The 16,535-nt window shown below is 65.7% G+C and carries 18 protein-coding genes; 5 read left to right on the top strand and 13 right to left on the bottom strand.

Annotation, left to right across the window (positions count from 1 at the left end; translation table 11 throughout):
* Nucleotides 1-497, bottom strand: a 497-nt coding sequence (locus JWR89_RS14845; RefSeq protein WP_299717430.1) for a DUF2125 domain-containing protein, incomplete at its 3' end; no start/stop codon positions are given.
* A 123-nt stretch (nucleotides 498-620) separates the two neighbouring features.
* On the opposite strand from JWR89_RS14845, the gene JWR89_RS14840 reads away from it, so the two are divergent.
* Nucleotides 621-1,178, top strand: coding sequence for a gamma-glutamylcyclotransferase (locus JWR89_RS14840; protein WP_299717429.1), 558 nt, complete (start codon nucleotides 621-623; stop codon nucleotides 1,176-1,178).
* Between the two features lie 84 nt (nucleotides 1,179-1,262).
* Here the strand turns inward: JWR89_RS14840 and JWR89_RS14835 are convergent, their stop codons facing one another.
* The 4 genes from JWR89_RS14835 to ftsE all read right to left on the bottom strand — a co-directional run bounded on the left by JWR89_RS14835 (nucleotide 1,263) and on the right by ftsE (nucleotide 4,542).
* Nucleotides 1,263-2,036: a lysophospholipid acyltransferase family protein gene (locus tag JWR89_RS14835; RefSeq protein ID WP_299717428.1), complete on the bottom strand. Its 774-nt coding sequence runs from the start codon at nucleotides 2,034-2,036 to the stop codon at nucleotides 1,263-1,265.
* Between the two features lie 10 nt (nucleotides 2,037-2,046).
* Nucleotides 2,047-2,772 carry a YdcF family protein gene (locus JWR89_RS14830; RefSeq protein WP_299717427.1) on the bottom strand — a complete coding sequence of 242 codons (726 nt, stop codon included), beginning with the start codon at nucleotides 2,770-2,772 and terminating at the stop codon, nucleotides 2,047-2,049.
* Nucleotides 2,773-2,918: 146 nt separating this feature from the next.
* The gene (locus tag JWR89_RS14825) at nucleotides 2,919-3,890 is read right to left on the bottom strand and encodes an ABC transporter permease (RefSeq protein WP_299717426.1); all 972 of its coding nucleotides are present in this window, start codon (nucleotides 3,888-3,890) and stop codon (nucleotides 2,919-2,921) included.
* On the bottom strand, nucleotides 3,883-4,542 hold the full coding sequence (gene ftsE, locus JWR89_RS14820) for a cell division ATP-binding protein FtsE (RefSeq protein ID WP_299717425.1): 660 nt from the start codon (nucleotides 4,540-4,542) through the stop codon (nucleotides 3,883-3,885). The genes JWR89_RS14825 and ftsE overlap by 8 nt, the downstream gene beginning before the upstream one ends.
* Nucleotides 4,543-4,683: 141 nt before the next feature.
* Here ftsE and JWR89_RS14815 point away from each other — a divergent pair, with 141 nt between their 5' ends.
* Together JWR89_RS14815 and JWR89_RS14810 are read left to right on the top strand one after the other, a co-directional pair.
* Nucleotides 4,684-5,535, top strand: coding sequence for an MJ0042-type zinc finger domain-containing protein (locus JWR89_RS14815; protein ID WP_299717424.1), 852 nt, complete (start codon nucleotides 4,684-4,686; stop codon nucleotides 5,533-5,535).
* A gap of 45 nt (nucleotides 5,536-5,580) precedes the next feature.
* Entirely contained in the window at nucleotides 5,581-5,958 is a 378-nt protein-coding gene (locus JWR89_RS14810; RefSeq protein WP_299717423.1) for a response regulator, read from the top strand.
* A gap of 143 nt (nucleotides 5,959-6,101) precedes the next feature.
* Here the strand turns inward: JWR89_RS14810 and JWR89_RS14805 are convergent, their stop codons facing one another.
* The 4 genes from JWR89_RS14805 to argH form a co-directional block, all read right to left on the bottom strand.
* On the bottom strand, nucleotides 6,102-8,621 hold the full coding sequence (locus JWR89_RS14805) for a TIGR02302 family protein (RefSeq protein ID WP_299717422.1): 2,520 nt from the start codon (nucleotides 8,619-8,621) through the stop codon (nucleotides 6,102-6,104).
* A gap of 373 nt (nucleotides 8,622-8,994) precedes the next feature.
* Nucleotides 8,995-10,260, bottom strand: a complete 1,266-nt coding sequence (lysA, locus tag JWR89_RS14800) for a diaminopimelate decarboxylase (protein WP_299717420.1) — start codon at nucleotides 10,258-10,260, stop codon at nucleotides 8,995-8,997.
* Between the two features lie 6 nt (nucleotides 10,261-10,266).
* Complete coding sequence (locus JWR89_RS14795) at nucleotides 10,267-10,554, bottom strand: lipoprotein (protein WP_299717419.1); 288 nt, start codon at nucleotides 10,552-10,554, stop codon at nucleotides 10,267-10,269.
* Between the two features lie 108 nt (nucleotides 10,555-10,662).
* A complete protein-coding gene (gene argH / locus JWR89_RS14790; RefSeq protein ID WP_299717418.1) occupies nucleotides 10,663-12,069 on the bottom strand; it encodes an argininosuccinate lyase in 1,407 nt (468 codons plus the stop codon).
* A 126-nt stretch (nucleotides 12,070-12,195) separates the two neighbouring features.
* Here argH and JWR89_RS14785 point away from each other — a divergent pair, with 126 nt between their 5' ends.
* Complete coding sequence (locus tag JWR89_RS14785; protein WP_299717431.1) at nucleotides 12,196-12,876, top strand: TlpA disulfide reductase family protein; 681 nt, start codon at nucleotides 12,196-12,198, stop codon at nucleotides 12,874-12,876.
* Between the two features lie 163 nt (nucleotides 12,877-13,039).
* Here JWR89_RS14785 and JWR89_RS14780 read toward each other — a convergent pair whose 3' ends face one another.
* Nucleotides 13,040-13,234: a hypothetical protein gene (locus JWR89_RS14780; protein ID WP_299717417.1), complete on the bottom strand. Its 195-nt coding sequence runs from the start codon at nucleotides 13,232-13,234 to the stop codon at nucleotides 13,040-13,042.
* Nucleotides 13,235-13,303: 69 nt separating this feature from the next.
* Entirely contained in the window at nucleotides 13,304-14,155 is an 852-nt protein-coding gene (locus JWR89_RS14775; protein WP_299717416.1) for a LysR family transcriptional regulator, read from the bottom strand.
* 106 nt (nucleotides 14,156-14,261) lie between these two features.
* Between JWR89_RS14775 and JWR89_RS14770 the strand changes: the two genes are divergently transcribed.
* Nucleotides 14,262-14,648, top strand: coding sequence for a tautomerase family protein (locus JWR89_RS14770; protein WP_299717415.1), 387 nt, complete (start codon nucleotides 14,262-14,264; stop codon nucleotides 14,646-14,648).
* Between the two features lie 232 nt (nucleotides 14,649-14,880).
* On the opposite strand, the gene JWR89_RS14765 is transcribed toward JWR89_RS14770, so the two are convergent.
* Nucleotides 14,881-15,762 (bottom strand): 3-hydroxybutyryl-CoA dehydrogenase, encoded by an 882-nt coding sequence (locus JWR89_RS14765; protein WP_299717414.1) that lies wholly within the window; start codon nucleotides 15,760-15,762, stop codon nucleotides 14,881-14,883.
* A 128-nt stretch (nucleotides 15,763-15,890) separates the two neighbouring features.
* Nucleotides 15,891-16,535: FAD-binding protein (locus JWR89_RS14760; RefSeq protein WP_299717413.1), on the bottom strand; the 645-nt coding region annotated here is incomplete at its 5' end.

The following is a 16,535-nucleotide window of genomic DNA, read 5'->3' as shown; positions in this document are numbered from 1 at the left end:
CGGTCCACCGAGGCGTCGTCGAACACGATGTCGGCGCTCTCCGGCGTACCCGGCAATCCGATGATGCTGCTGCGCGCGGTCGACCAGTTCACCACCATGGCCGGCTGGCCGCGATCCGACAGGATCGCCGGCGCCTTGAACTCGGCGATCAGCTGCTTCGGCGTGTAGATCTGGGCGACCACCAGAATTTCGGCGAGTTTGGCGGTGAGCGGCGCCTGCGTCGCGGCCTGGCCCGCGGTCTGCGACAGCAGCGCCACGCTGACGCCGCTGCAGCGGACCTCGAGCCGGAACGGGAAACCCGCCACCGAGCGGTTGTTGCAATCGTAGATTCGCCCGGCCGCAGCCTCGCGGGCGCGCCAGACATCGACTTCCTCATCGACCTTGGACGCGGCGTAGAACCAGAAGCCGGTCCATGCCGCCGCCAGGACGACGACGAGGACGGGCATGATGAAAACGGGCCACAGGCGGCGCCGGGTCGGCAGGGCAAAATCGGACATGGCGGGACGTAGAGCCTATGATTTTGTCAAATCAGCGATGGTGCGGGCATTATCCGGCCCGTGCAGGCCCGAGTTGCGCCGGCCCGCGTCGCGTGCCGCCGCAGTATCTGCTAGTTCGGCGTCATGGCAACGATCTCCACCCCCGAATCGGACTCCGACAGCGACCTCTGGGTGTTCGGCTACGGCTCACTGATGTGGCGGCCCGGCTTCGACTTTGTCGAGCAGGTGCCGGCGCGGCTGATCGGCGAGCACCGGGCTTTGTGCGTCTATTCCTTCGACCACCGCGGCACCCCGGAAAAGCCCGGCCTGGTGCTCGGCCTCGATCGCGGCGGCGCCTGCCGCGGCATCGCCTTCCGGGTCGCGGCGAAGCAGCGGGCGAAAACCATCGCCTATTTGCGCGAACGCGAGCAGACCACCGGCGTCTATCACGAGGTGATGCGTTCGGTGTGGCTCGAAAATGCCGCGCGGGACCGCGTCAGCGCACTGGCCTATGTGGTCGACCGCGGCCATGTGCAATATGCCGGGCGGCTGAGCCTCACCGAGCAGCTACATTTCGTGAAGCAGGGCCACGGCCGCTCCGGCGCCAACCGCGACTACGTGCTATCGACGGTAAAGGCGATCGAGGCGGAGGGATTTCGCGACGCGCAACTGCATCGGCTCGCGCTGATGCTGCAGGGGTGAGCAGGAGGAGTGAGGCTGCCGGGCCTCTCCGCCCGTCGTCCCCGCGACCGCGGGGACGACTCGTGGAGAGGATGTCGCAAAACACTATCCGTCTTTCGCCGCCTGGTTCGGCACCCGGCCGAACAGTTGCGCCTGCTCGACGCGGGCTGCCGCCACGATGCGGTCGGTGGCTTCCTCGATCGAAGTGCTAATCGCGGCAATGAACTCTTTTCGCGAAAGCCCCGGCGGCAACGGATCAAGGAATTCTACCACCAGGGTGCCGGGATAGCGCAGGAACGTGCGGCGCGGCCAGAACAGGCCGGAATTCAGCGCCACCGGCAGGCACGGCACGCCCGAATTGACGTAGATCTGGCCGACGCCGGTCTTGTAGTCCGGCGGCGCCTCGACCGGTGTGCGGGTGCCCTCGGGAAAGATGATCAACTGCCGGCCGCTGCGGATTTCCTTCGGCGCGCGGCGCGCCATGTCCATCAGCGAACGCAGCCCGCCGTCGCGATCGACGCCGATCATCTTCGACTTCTGCAGGTACCAGCCGAAGAACGGGATCCAGGCCAGCTCGCGCTTGTAGATGAACAGCGGCGCATCGAAGAATTGCATCAGCGCAAAGGTCTCCCACGTCGACTGATGTTTGGACGCGACGATCAGCGGCCCGGCGGGAATCTTTTCGAGGCCGCGATAGTCCGTCCGGGTATTGCACACCACCCGCATCAGCCAGACGCTGCTACGCGCCCAGGCTTTTGCGACGGCCATGAAGGCGCGCGGCGGCAGCACGAAGGTCGGGATCGCCACCAGTATCCAGAACACCAGCACGACATAGAACAGCACGTTGTAAATCAACGAACGCACAAAAATCGAGACCATGACATTCCGATCAGTTGGCAGAAGCCGTTGCCGGCTTGCGCGGCGCGTCGGCAGGCGGGGCGCTGGCTTCCGGCACCAGGTCGAGGCCGACCTCCGCCAGCCGCACCCGCACTTCCGCGGCGAGATATTTGGCATATTCCGATAGCAGTAACCGCAGCGTCGGGCCACTGAACCACCACGGTTCGTCGCGCCATTTGTCGCCGATGACCGAGAACGGGATCAGCTCGATGTCCGGCATCTCGTGCGACAGTTCGACGATGGCGCGCGGCATGTGGTAATTCGAGGTCACCACGATCAGCGAACGGAAGCCGCGCTCATGCGCCCAGCGCTTGGTCTCCACCGCGTTGCTGCGGGTATTGACCGCGGAGCGATCCAGATCGACGCAGCAGGTCAGCAACCGCTCGCTGTCCGGCAGGGTACGGGAAATCTCGCTGACGCCGTTGGTGGGATGCACGCCGGAAATCAGCAGCCGCTTGCCGTAGCCGCCGGCGAGCAACTCCATCGCGTCCGCGACGCGGGACGAGCCGCCGGTCAGCACCACGATTCCGTCGGCATTGCGGGTGGGCTTCAGCTCGCCACTACGCAGCTGTGACAGGAAGCCGACGAAGCCGATGGCGCCAAACAGGAAACCGAGCGCAAAAGCCACCACGATGGCCGCTCGCACCACGCGGCGGCGCGGCGGCGACGGCGGGGCCACGGCGTCATCGAGCGGATCCTGGTCGAGCGGCAAGGTCATCGTAATGGCGCGTCATCCTCTGCAGCCAAGTTTGGTTCTAAGTCTCGTTAACCAGTCTGGTTGCAAGCCTAGTTATTTCCGCACGGTTGGCGATGCTAGCGCCATTCCGGTTCAGGGCGTGAGCATTGCGGACCACGCCCTGCGCATCAGTCGATGTCGTTCAGTGTCGAAAACAGCGTGCGCCGCGACGCCCAGGCGGTGATTCCCGCAATCAACGCGGCCTGCACCGCAAGTGCGAAATAGCCCGACGGCCGCAGCGAGAACGTCCCCAGCAAGGCCGCAAACTGATCGCCCACCGGGGTCCCGGAAAACCAGCTCGCGACGGATTCCGAGAAGCCGAACGCTAGCATGGCAGCGCCGCCGCCGATCACGCCGCCCTGCAAGCCGAGCCGCAAAAAGTGCCGGAAGAAACGGTTGGCGATGAAGCGGTCGCCGGCGCCGACGAAGTGCAGCACCTCGACGATCGGGCGGTTCGCCGCCATCGCGCCACGGGTGGCGAAGGATACCGAGATGATGGTAGCGATGATCACAAGCGCCAAAATGCCAAGACCGGCCAGCACGGTAGCCGAGGTCATCGAGCGCATCCGCTCGATCCAGGCGCGGTGATCGTCAACACTGGAATTGGGCACCGCCTGGGTGACGCGGTTGCGCAGGCCGGCAATGTCGAGCGCGGTGCCCGGCGAGACGCGGGCGATGATGACGCGCGGTACCGGCAGGTCGTCGAGCGACAGGCCGGTGCCGAGCCAGGGCTCCAGCAGGCTGGCGGATTCCGCTTTGGTATAGGGCCGCACTTCGACGATGCCCGGCTGCGCGCGCACTGCATCAGCCACCGCGAGCGTATCGCGTTCGAGGTCGCGCCCGCCCATCGGCTTGACCTGGATGGTGATCTCGCTGGCGACTTCGGACTGCCATTCCGATGCCGAGGCCGAGATCAGCAGTACCGCACCGGTGGTAATCGAAGCGAGGAACGTCATGATGGCGACCACGGCCACTAGCGCGCGGCCGGCAATGGAGCCGCGTGGCACGATCGGCGAGGTGTTGCGCGCCTTCGCCGGAACCTGCGGGGTGTCATGCCCGAGGTCCATCAGCGCGCCATGCTCGTCGCCGGATCTACTCATAGATGTGCAACCGTCCCTGATGCAGCACCATGCGGCGTGCATCGTATTGGTCCATCAATGTAATATCATGGGTCGCGATGATCACCGCGGTGCCGGACTTGTTAAGCTCGATGAACAGCCGCAGCAGCCGGCGGCCCAAAGTCGGATCGACGTTGCCGGTCGGCTCGTCGGCCAGTAGCAGCAGCGGCCGGGCTATCACCGCGCGCGCGATCGCGGCGCGCTGCTTCTCGCCGCCGGACAGGATCGGCGGCAACGCATCCATGCGCTCGCCGAGTCCGACCCATTTCAGGAGGTCGATGACCTCGCGGCGATAGGTGGATTCGTCGCGGCCCATCACCCGGAACGGCAGCGCCACGTTCTCGTAGGTGGTCATATGGTCGAGCAGGCGGAAATCCTGCAGCACGATGCCGATCCGCTTGCGCAGGTCGGCGATCTCGTCCTTGCCGAGCAGCGAGATGTCGTTGCCGAACAGGTTGACCAGGCCGCGGGTCGGCCGCATCGACAGGAACAGCAGCCGCAGCAACGAGGTCTTGCCGGCGCCGGACGGGCCGGTCAGGAACTGGAACGAGTGCGCGGGGATCTCGAAATTGAGGTCGCGCAGAATCTCCGGGCCAAGCCCGTAGCGCAAACCGACATTTTCGAACCGGACCACATTCAGCTCCGTTCGATGAGAGACAAGACGGTCCCATGACCGCCGATCGAATAACCGCTTATTGCTTGTGTGGCCGTTATGGTTTCCGATTCGTTAACGGTCATCTTGTAGCCTGCGGCCATGTCATCGGCGACCCGCTCCATGCATATCGTTTGCCCCCATTGTACGACATCCTATGCCGTCAATCCGGCCACCTTTGGCGACACCGGGCGCACCGTCCGCTGTTCCCGCTGCAAGGAGGTCTGGCTGGCGCGGCCGGAGGATCTCGCCCGCGCCGAAGTCCGCGTCCCGGCCATGGCCGAGCCGGATCCCGACGAGGACATGAGCGCCTGGGGGCTTACCGAAGACGAACCCGAGGCCGCCGCGGAACCCGGCGTTCCCGTGATCGACAGCCCCTCGATTTCCGCGGACTGGCCGGCCGAGCCCAAGGACGAGTCCGACTGGACCACGATGGCGCGCGACGACGATGTCGCGGGGCCCCGTTTCGCGCGCGCTTCTCGACTGGCCGCCCTGCGCCGCTTCGCGCCGAAGATTTCGTTGCGCGTTCCCTATCTGCCGCGCCTCAACCTTTCATTCGCCTGCGCCGGCATGGCCGCGCTGACGCTGGCGCTGATGATCTGGCGCGTCGATGTGGTCAAGCTGCTGCCGCAGACCGCGACCTTCTACCAGATGGTCGGACTGAATGTGAATTTGCGCGGGCTGGCGTTCAAGGACGTCAAGGTCTCGACCGAGACCGTGGACGACAAGCCGGTGCTGGTGATCGAAGGCCATATCGTCGGCGAGAGCCGCAGCATCCCGGTGGCGCTGCCGCGGCTGCGTTTTATCGTTCGCGACGCCCAGGGCACCGAGATTTACGCCTGGAGCGCGGTTCTGGAACAGCAGGGCCTCAATCCCGGCGACAAGGCCTGGTTTCGTTCACGGCTGGCTTCGCCGCCCGCGGAAGGCCGTAGCCTCGACGTGCGCTTCTTCAACAAGCGCGACCTTGCCAGCTAATTTGGCAGCCTAACTAACTGGCGACCTGAGTTCGATGGAGTTGTCATGCCGCGTATCCTGATTGCCGACGACGAGGAATCCATGCGCGTGCTGGTGGCCCGCGCCATCGCGCTGGACGGCCATGAGATCGTCACCGCCGAAGACGGCGCCGAGGCGCTGGAGATCCTGACCGACCAGGACGGCGCGTTCGACCTGCTGCTCACCGACATCAAGATGCCGATCATGGACGGCATTGCGCTGGCGCTGGCCGCCGCGCGCGATTTCCCCGACCTCACGATTCTGCTGATGACCGGCTTCGCCGACCAGCGCGAACGCGCCTCGGGATTGAACGCGATCGTGCATGATGTCGTGACCAAGCCGTTCTCGGTGGCCGACATCCGCACCGCCGTGGCGGATGCGCTGGCGTCGCGGACAAGGGAATAACGCGCGTCGCAGCCGCCGTTACGGGGCCACGGCCACTCCGCCGTCATTGCGAGGAGCCCTTGCGACGAAGCAATCCAGTCTTCGCTTGTGGCCTTCTGGATTGCCGCGTCGCTTCGCTCCTCGCAATGACGGCTGCGGCTGAATCAATAGTCCTTCAGCAGCCGCTCGATGTAATCGAGTTCGAGTTGCGGGCGCGTGGTGTCGCCGAGGCGGCGACGGAGTTCTTCGAGGATGCGGCGGACGCGCTGCACGTCGATCTCGCCGGGGATCTTCACCGTGAGGTCGTCGCCGAGTTCGCGACCGTGCAGCGGGCGTCCCAACGGATCGCTCTCGCGGCCGCCGCTCTGCTGGCGGCCCGGGTTGTTGCCGGGGCCATCGCTCTGGCCTTCGCCCTCGCCCTGCTGCATCGCCTGCGCCAGCGACTGCGCGCCCTTGCGCAGCGCATCCAGCGCCTTGCCCTGGGAATCCACCGCGCCGTCGGCGTTGCCTTCGCCGAGCCGGCCGCCGGCATCGCCCATGGCGGAATCGGCGTCGCCGAGACCATCGCCGTCACCGTCCCCATCGCCGGGGTCGCCCTGCTGGCCCTGCTCACCCTGGCCGCCTTGGCCCTTCTCGCCTTTTTGACCCTTCTGGCCTTTTTGCCCCTGGCCCATGCCCTGCTTGGCGAGCTGGTCCTGCAATTTCTTCAGCCGGTCGCGCAGGCCTTGCTGGTCCTGCTGCAGATCGCCCATGCCCTGCTCCGGCTTGCCGTTGCGCGAGCGGTCGCGGCGCGACTCCTGACCCTGCTTGAAGGTCTTGTCGCGCAATTGCTGCTGCTTGCGGATCATGTCGCCGAGCTCGTTCAGCGCCTGCTCCATCTCGCCGTCGCCCTGCTGGCCGGGTTGCGCCATCTGCAGGTTTTCCAGCATCTGCTGCATCTGCTCAAGCAGTTGCTTGGCGGCGTCCTTGTCGCCGGAGCGCGACAGCCGCTCCATGCGCTCGATCATGTTGTTGAGATCCTGCTGCCGCATCACCTTGGTGTTCTTGTCGAGCGGACGCGCCAGCTGCTGCGGATTCTGCTTCATCTTTTCGGCAAGCTGCTTCAGGAAATTGTCCAGAGCGGCGCGCAGGTTCTCGGTGAGCTTCTTGATTTCCTCGTCGCTGGCACCGCGCTCCAGCGCCTGCTTCAGCGCGTCCTGCGCCGCCTTCAGCGCCTTGTCGACATCGGTGATGTCGCCATCCTCGATGGTGACGGCGAGCGACCACAGCGAGGCCACCACCTCGCGCAACGCCGCATCGGTGCGGGCGCGGTCGAGCTGGCTGGAGACGCTGCGCAGGCCGAGATATTGCCCTGCTTCCGGCGTGAACGCTTCCGGCGCGATCATCAGCGCGTCCAGCGCCAGCGCGACCTGGCCGTTCTGGTTGGCGTCGAGCGCCAGAATGCGACGCTGCTCGATCAGCGCACGCGGCAGCGGCTTGGTGAACAGCCGCTCCGGCAGCCTTGTATTGAACGGCTCGCTCTTGCCCTCGTTGCCGGCCTCGTCCTTGGCGGTCAGCGTCAGCGTGACCTCGGCGCCGGCATAGGGATCCTCGCTGAGATCCTTGACGGTCTGGCCGACGCCGTTGCGGGTGCGCGCATTGGGCAGCACCAGCGAGAAGGAAGGCGCATCGAACAGCGGCCGCGGCTTTGCGCCTTTGGCGTCCGAGGCGCGCGCGGCGAATTGGGCATGGGCTTCGGTGACGCCGTAGTCGTCCTCGAGCTTGTAGGACATCTGCAGCGAGCCTCGCGCCTGGCGCTCCGGATCCTTGGCCAGCGAGATGGTCGGCGCGCGGTCGGCGGTGGCGGTGAACTTCCATAGCGGCTGGCCGGAGGGCGCGCGAACATGGGCGGTGCCGTCGGCGGCAATCGCGAAATGCTTCTCGCTGGTGCCCTTCGGCGCTTCCGCCGCAGGCGCGACTTCGCTGACGCCGCCGGTCAGCACGACGTCGAGCGCGCCGCCGCTGGAGCGCACGATCAGCGTGCTGCCGGCCGGCACCGGCAGCACCGCCGCGTCGGCGGCGTCCTTGTTGGCGGCGGACAGGATGATCGGCGGCTTGCCGGTATAGAGCGGCGGGGTGACCCAGGCATCGACGCGGACATTGGCCGGCGCCAGCACGCCGTTCCAGTTGAATGCCGCCATGATGCGCGTGCCACGTTCGCCACCGGCGGCGATCCAGGTCGCGAACAGCAACACCACCACCAGCGCGCGCAGCGCCCAGGGATCGTGGATGGCAAGGCGCGGCGACGGCAGGCCGGCGCGAATCTTGTTCAGCGAGCTCAGGGTACGCTCGCGCTGCACCAGCCACAGCGCACGGGCCATCGGATCCTGCGTCGATAGCGTATCGGTGAGCGCAGTGGCCGGGCGATGCCTGATGCCACTACCGCGGTCGAGGCGAGCCAGACCGTCTTCGCGTGACGGCCAGCGGAACTTGATCAGGGGAAACAGCGCCGCCAGCGCAGCGAGCGCGAACAGCGCAAGGCCGATGGCGCGGGCGATCGATGGCAGCGCCAGCCACAAGCCTACCCAGGAGGCGACGAGGAACAGGCCGACGACGCTGAGCAGGCGGCCGAGATACGGCCAGGACCGCTCCCAGGCAATCGCGATCCGGGCGCGCTCCAGCGCCTGGGTCAGCTGAAGCTGCACGGGTGCGTCAGCGTCGGACTCTGGTCGTTCGGGGGGCGTGGCGCTCAACGACGATCTCCGAGGTTATGGCACAGCACACTAGCACGGCGGCGGCATTGAGGCGTGGCAGGGCGACTGCAGCTTCCCATGCAATCCGCGAGCCTAAGTCGATTCGGCGCGGATAGGGTCACGAAGGCGTGAGGGGATCGCAAAGGTGATTGAGCACCACCGGTGAGCTCCCTCGCCCCGCGCTTGCGGGGAGAGAGCTGGGGTGAGGGATATTGCGAACAAATGACAAAATTGAATTGAGCCGTGTGCCCCGCCCCTCACCCGGAATGGGCGCTAAGCGCGCATTCCGACCTCTCCCCGCAAAGAGCGGGGAGAGGTGAAAAGCTCACAACCACGGCGCAGTCGTATCCATGGCGATCAGGTCTTCGACCTCCACGCGCGGGCGCACCACGGCGTATTGGTCGCCGTTGACCAGAACTTCCGGGACCAGCGCGCGGGTGTTGTAGGTCCCCGCCTGCACCGCGCCGTAGGCGCCGGCGGTCATCACGGCGATCAGGTCGCCAGGCTTCGGCAGCGGCAGGTTGCGATCCAGCGCCAGGTAATCGCCGGTCTCGCAGACCGGGCCGACCACGTCGGCGATGATGGTCGGCGCGCCGGGCACCGGCGCCGCCACCGGCAATATCTCGTGATAGGCCTCGTACAAGGTCGGCCGGATCAGGTCGTTCATGGCGGCGTCAATGATGACGAAATTCTTGCCGTCGCCGTGCTTCACATAGATCACGCGAGCGACAAGAATCCCGGCATTGCCGACGATCATGCGGCCGGGCTCGAACATCAGCGTGCAGCCGAGATTATGGGTGACGCGCTTGACCATGGCGGCGTAGGCCGCGGGCTCCGGCGGCACCGCGCGGTCCTCGTAATAGGGAATGCCGAGCCCGCCGCCGAAGTCGACGTGCTGGATGGTATGGCCGTCGCTGCGCAGCACGGTGACGAAATCCGACAGCAACCGGAACGCAGCCTCCATCGGCGCAAGATCGACGATCTGGCTGCCGATATGCATATCGACGCCGGTGACCTGGATGCCGGGCAACTTCGCCGCGCGGGCATAGACCGCGCGCGCGCTGGACAGCGGGATGCCGAACTTGTTCTCGGACTTGCCGGTGGTGATCTTGGCGTGGCCGCCGGAATCGACGTCCGGATTGACCCGGATCGAGATACGCGCGACGCGGCCCATCTCGGTGGCGAGTGCCGAGAGCAATTCGAGTTCCGGCTCGGACTCGACGTTGATGCACAAGATGTCTTCGGCGAGCGCGGCGCGCAACTCGGCCGCGGTCTTGCCGACGCCGGAGAACAGGATTTTGCCGGGCGGAATGCCGGCGGCCAGCGCCCGCTTCAGCTCGCCGCCGGAAACCACATCGGCGCCGGCGCCAAGCTTTGCCAGCGTGCGCAATACCGACTGGTTGGAATTGGCCTTCATGGCGTAGCAGACGAGCGACTTCACGTCGGCAAAGGCCTCGCTGAAAACGCGATAATGCCGCTCCAGCGTGGCGGTCGAATAGCAATAGAACGGCGTACCCACGGCTTCCGCCATGGCAGCAATACTCACGCCCTCGGCGTGGAGCACGCCGTTGCGATATTCAAAATGGCGCATGGCAGCTCAGTCCAGCAGCGGGTCGAGAAGGAACGGTTTCTTGCGGCCCTTCGTGGCGGCCGGCGGAGCGTCATCGACGCCGGACGACGGCGCGAACAGCGATGAGCCCTTGTTGGCGGCCGACTGCGATTCCTCGGTCGGCGCCGCTGCGGCCGACGATGCCAGCGGCTGTGCCGAGGATTGCGGCGGCAGGTCAAGGCCACCCTTGCGGCCGCAGCCGGCCAGCGCCAGCGCGGAAACGGTCAGAACAACAAAAGCCCATCGCGAAGACGCAGGGCGGATCGAACGATTCACGGCAATTTCCCCAAATTCAGCCGCACCATACAAAGATTGCCCCGTGCTGGCGAGGCCTAGCGTCCGATCCATTTAAGGCGCGAGAGCGGCGTGCTTCCCTCTCCCCGCTCAGCCCGATTTCTGCTCTTTTTCCAGTCGCTTGAGCCAGGCCTTGGCTTGCGCCGTGACGTTCTTCGGCGCGGTGCCGCCATAACTGACGCGGCTTTTCACCGAGGATTCCACCGACAGCACGGCCATCACCGCCGCCGTAATCTTCGGCTCGACCGCCTGCATCTCCTTGAGCGGCAGTTCGTGCAGCGGCACGCCGGCCTTGGTGGCAAGGCCGACGATTTTGCCGGTGACATGGTGGGCATCGCGAAACGGCATTTTCAGCGTCCGCACCAGCCAGTCGGCCAGGTCGGTGGCGGTAGCGTAGCCCTCGCCGGCGGCGGCGTGCATCCGGGCTTCGTCCGGCACGAGGTCGCGGACCATGCCGGTCATGGCGCGGACTGCCAGCGACAGCGCGGAAAACGCCTCCATGGCGCCCTGCTTGTCCTCCTGCATGTCCTTTTGATAGGCCAGCGGCAGGCCCTTCATCACGATCAGCAAGCCGGTCAGCGCGCCGATGACGCGGCCGGTCTTGGCGCGCACCAGCTCGGCGGCGTCGGGATTGCGCTTCTGCGGCATGATCGAGGAGCCGGTGGTGAATTTGTCGGAGAGCCTGACGAGGCCGACCAGCGGCGAGGTCCAGATCACGATTTCCTCGGCGAAGCGCGACAGATGCACCGCGGCGATCGAGGCGGCCGACAGCGTCTCCAGCACGAAGTCGCGGTCCGACACCGCGTCGAGCGAATTGTTCATGGGGCGGTCGAAGTCGAGCGCCTTGGCGGTGGCGTGACGGTCGATCGGGAACGACGTGCCGGCCAGCGCGGCGGCGCCAAGCGGGCTCTCGTTGAGGCGCTTGCGGGCATCGGCGAAGCGGCCGCGGTCGCGCGCAGCCATCTCCACATAGGCCATCAAATGATGGCCGAAGGTGACGGGCTGCGCGGTCTGCAGATGGGTGAAGCCGGGCATCACGGTGCCGGCGTGCTCCAGCGCGCGGTCGACCAGCGCACGCTGGAACGCGGCGAAGGCGTCATCCAGGGCATCCAGGGTGTCGCGAACGAACAGGCGGAAGTCGGTGGCGACCTGGTCGTTGCGCGAGCGCGCGGTGTGCAGCCGGCCCGAAGCCGGGCCAATCAGCTCGCCGAGCCGGCTCTCGACATTCATGTGAATGTCCTCGAGCGCACGCTTGAACGTGAACTTGCCCTTGGTGATCTCTGACAGGATCGTGTCTAGACCGCCGGCGATATTTTTCGCATCTTTTGCGGTGATAATGCCCTGCGCGGCAAGCATGGCGGCGTGGGCCTTGGAGGCGGCAATGTCCTGCGCGTAGAGGGCGCGATCGACGTCGATGGAGACGTTGATTTCCTCCATGATTGCGTCGGGGTTCTCGCCGAACAGGCCGCCCCACATCTTGTTGCTCGTACCTGCCATGATTGTCTTCCCGACTTGCCGCTGATCTTCAAATTGATCGGGCGAGGCATCGCTGCCCTACCGGGCAATGTTGACTCTCCGTATAAGCCCCTCCATAGCCGCAACTGACACTGGATGCCAAACGATATGCCCGACGTGCCGCCTTCCCTGCCCGCCCCTCGACCGATGCGCCGCAAGCTGATCGTGCTGGGCTCGGTGCTGGTCGGCGCCGTGATCGGCTACGCGGCGGTCTCGAGGTTCAGCGACACCCGCACCACGTCCGGCGATCCGGACTGCAGGCCGGCGGTGGCGCTATCAAAGAAGCTCTCCCCGCTGGCCCATGGCGAGGTGGCGGCGCTGACCATGGCGACGGCGCCGCTTAAACTGCCGGACCTGGCGTTTCTCGATGCCGACGGCCAGCCCAAAAGGCTGTCGGACTGGCGCGGCAAGACGGTACTGGTGAATCTGTGGGCGACCTGGTGCGTGCCGTGCCGCAAGGAAATGCCGGCGCTGGACGCGCTGCAGGGCCAGCTCGGCGGTGCAGATTTCGAGGTGGTGGCGATCAATATCGACACCCGCGACCCGCAGAAGCCGAAGGCGTTCCTGAGGGACGGCAATCTGAGCAAGCTGGCCTATTTCACCGACGCCAATGCCAAGGTGTTCCAGGATCTCAAGGGCATCGGCCGCGCACTGGGCATGCCGACCTCGGTGCTGGTGGATGGCAAGGGCTGCGAGATCGCCACTATCGCCGGTCCCGCAGAGTGGGCCAGCGACGACGCGGTCAAGCTGATCAAGGCGGCGGTGAAGCCGACCGCGGCGGGGCTCTAGGAACCACCTGTCCCGGACGCGGTGCGGCATTCTTCATGCCGCTCCGCAGAGCCGGGATCGTCGCGGGCTCTGGAGATTGGTACGGTCCCGGATCAGCAATGCACCGCGCCCCAAGCGGGGCGCACTGCAATGCATCCGGGACAAGAGGCCCGCGAATTGGGGATTAAGCGGCGATATCCACCTGGCCACCGACGCCGGCGGCCAGATTGGCCTGCGACGACTGCTGGGCGGCGCCGAGCAGCGTGAGTACTGCGGATTTCTCCGCATCGGCGTTCGATTTCAGGATCGTGGTGGCGATCTGCCCCTGCGTTCCCGCCGCCTGCATGGCGAGGGCGCTGCTAACCAGGCTCATATCCATAAACGCATACTCCGTACTGCGGACGGTATAGCCGGCCAACCGTTAACGAATGTTTCTGCGACGCGTCCATTACCCCGCATTGGCCCGAAATGCGGCGCCGAGGGTGCGCAGCGCACCGCGGGCCCGGGCGTCGGTGAGATTCGAGTACAGCATCACCTCGCAGCCGGGCAATTTGGGCAGGCCGAGCCGCGGTCCGAGATCGACGCAGTCCGCCGGCGCGACGCGGCGCGCCAGCGCGGCCACCGCCAGACCGGCGGAAATCGCCGCACCGATAGTCGCCACGCCGCCACCGACGAACACCTCGGTCCACGGGATACCGGCGGCATCGAGCGCGCCTATGGCCATGGTCCGCACGATGCAGGGTTGGGCCTGGGTGGCCAGCCGCAGCGGCTCGCCGGGCGGATGGCTGAAATCCGGCGCGGCCATCCAGCCAAAACCCTCGTTGAGCAGAAGCTCGCCATCGCCGCGGCGAGCCTCGCCGCGCAGCACGATGGCGGCATCCAGCGCACCATTATCGAACGCCTCCAGCATGACCCGCGAGGTGTCGATACGCAGCTCGATCACCAGGCCTGGGTCGGAGGCATTCATGCGCCTCAACACCTGCGCCAGATCGGGGCCGCCGAGGTGATGGCTCATCCCTACCACGAGGCGGCGGCGCTCCACGGCAAAGGCGCCGATCGCCATTTGATGGGCCGCGACCAGGTTGCGCGCCGAAGCCAGAAACGCGATGCCCTCCGCCGACAGCCGCACCAAGCGCGGCGTGCGCTCGAACAGCCGCCGGCCGAGCCCGCTCTCCAGCCGCTTGATCTTCAGGCTGACCGCCGACTGGGTGCTGCCCATTGCCTCGGCGGCGCGGGTGAAGCTGGCCAGATCGGCCACCAGCACAAATGCCTGCACGGCCTCAACATCCAAGGTTTTCATAGCCAGCCATTTAAATTCAGCATCATTGAAATATTATTTCATACCGTTTTCCAATGATCAACCCGGCGCTATGTCTTTGGCGTCCATACTTTCACAGGAGACGACAATGCCGCTGGCTCAGATTTCACTCCGACGCGGCAAGCCCGCCGCCTACCGCCAGGCGATCGGCGAAAACATCTACCTCGCACTGCGCGAAACTTTTGACGTGCCCGAGGGCGACCGCTTCATCACCGTGACCGAGCATGACGGCGAGAATTTCATCTACGGTCCGGACTATCTCGGGATCCAGCGCAGCGACGACCTGGTGATCATCCAGCTCACCGTCAGCAACACCCGCCCGCTGGAGAAGAAGCAGGCGCTGTACCGACGGATCGTCGAACGGCTGACCGAAACCCCCGGCCTGCGGCCCGAGGACATCTTCATCAATCTTGTCGAGGTCCTGCCGGAGAACTGGTCGTTCGGCATGGGCGAAGCGCAGTACGTGCGGGGATGACGATGCACATCGTGCTGGCGGCGCATCTGCTCGGGCTCGGCATCGCCGTTGCCACGATCGTCAGCCTGGTGCCGGCGGTGACGCAGCTGCTGCGGATGGTTGTCTGACGAAGGCATCGGCGTAGCCCGGATGAGCGGAGCGACATCCGGGGCCGGCCTGTCCGTTGAAGCGCCGTCCCCGGATGGCGTCATCTCGCCGCTGCGCGGCGCGATGACTTATCCGGGCGACGAGATCAGCGGGTCGGGACCGGCTTCTCGCCGCGATAGTCGTAAAACCCGCGCTGCGTCTTGCGGCCGAGCCAGCCGGCTTCGACGTACTTCACCAGCAGCGGGCACGGCCGGTACTTGGAGTCGGCGAGGCCTTCGTGCAGCACCTGCATGATCGACAGGCAGGTATCGAGGCCGATGAAATCGGCCAGTTCGAGCGGGCCCATCGGATGGTGCGCGCCGAGCTTCATGGCGGCATCGATGGCTTCGACATTGCCGACGCCTTCATACAGCGTGTAGATCGCCTCGTTGATCATCGGCAGCAGGATGCGGTTGACGATGAAGGCGGGGAAATCCTCGGAGACGGCGATCTGCTTGCCAAGCTTGCTGACGAACTCCTTCGAAGCATCGAAGGTAGCGTCATCGGTGGCGATGCCGCGGATGAGCTCGACCAGTTCCATCAGCGGCACCGGATTCATGAAGTGAATACCGATGAACTTTTCCGGGCGGTCGGTGGAGGCCGCAAGGCGCGTGATGGAGATCGACGAGGTGTTGGAGGCGACAATGGCTTCCGGCTTCAGCACGGCGCAGAGATCGTGGAAAATCTTGCGCTTGACCTCTTCCTTCTCGACGGCGGTCTCAATGACGAGATCGCAGTCGGCCAGGCCGTCCATGGAATCCGACGATACGATCCGCTCAAGGGCCGCCTTGCGGGCGTCATCGGTGATGATCTTCTTGGAGACTTGCCGCGACAGATTGCCGTTGATGGTGGCCATCGCCGACTTCAGGCGCTCGGCCGAAAGGTCGTTAAGCACCACGTCGAAGCCGCCGAGGGCCGCAACATGGGCGATGCCGTTGCCCATCTGGCCCGAGCCGATCACGCCGACCTTTTTGATCATGTCCGCCATCTTGTCATCTCATCGGGGTGACCGGCCGCCCACGTCGCGACCGCCCCCTGTTATTGCATAAACACCGGCCGAAGTCCGTTGATACCGGCCGGCGTTTCGAATCAACCTTAGCGTCGCGCCTTTCGGCGTTACTTGCCGAGCGCTTCGGTCAGTTCCGGGACCGCCTGGTAAAGATCCGCCACCAGGCCGTAATCGGCGACCTGGAAGATCGGCGCGTCTTCATCCTTGTTGATGGCGACGATCACCTTGGAGTCCTTCATGCCGGCGAGATGCTGAATGGCACCTGAAATGCCGATCGCGATGTACAGCTCCGGGGCCACCACCTTGCCGGTCTGGCCGACCTGCCAGTCGTTCGGGGCGTAGCCGGCATCCACCGCGGCGCGCGAAGCCCCGACGCCGGCGCCGAGCTTGTCCGCCAGCGGCTCGATATATTTGGCGAAGTTCTCGCGGCTCTGCATGGCGCGGCCACCGGAGACGATGATCTTCGCCGAGGTCAGTTCCGGACGGTCGCTCTTGGCGACCTCCTCGCCGACAAAGCTCGACAGCGCCGGGTCGGCGGCCGCCGCAGCGGTCTCCACCGACGCGCTGCCGCCTTCGCCCGCGGCTGCGGCAAAGGTCGAAGTGCGTACGGTGATGACCTTTTTGGCGTCCTTGGACTTCACGGTCTGGATCGCGTTGCCGGCATAGATCGGGCGCTCAAAGGTGTCGGGCGAGATCACCTTGGTGATTTCCGAGACCTGCATCACGTCGAGCAGCGCTGCGACGCGCGGCAT

It is taken from the genome of Tardiphaga sp. (assembly GCF_028290785.1).
Taxonomy (GTDB): domain Bacteria; phylum Pseudomonadota; class Alphaproteobacteria; order Rhizobiales; family Xanthobacteraceae; genus Tardiphaga.
Note: the sequence above shows the minus strand (reverse complement) of the source record. Positions and strands in the feature narration are given on the sequence as shown.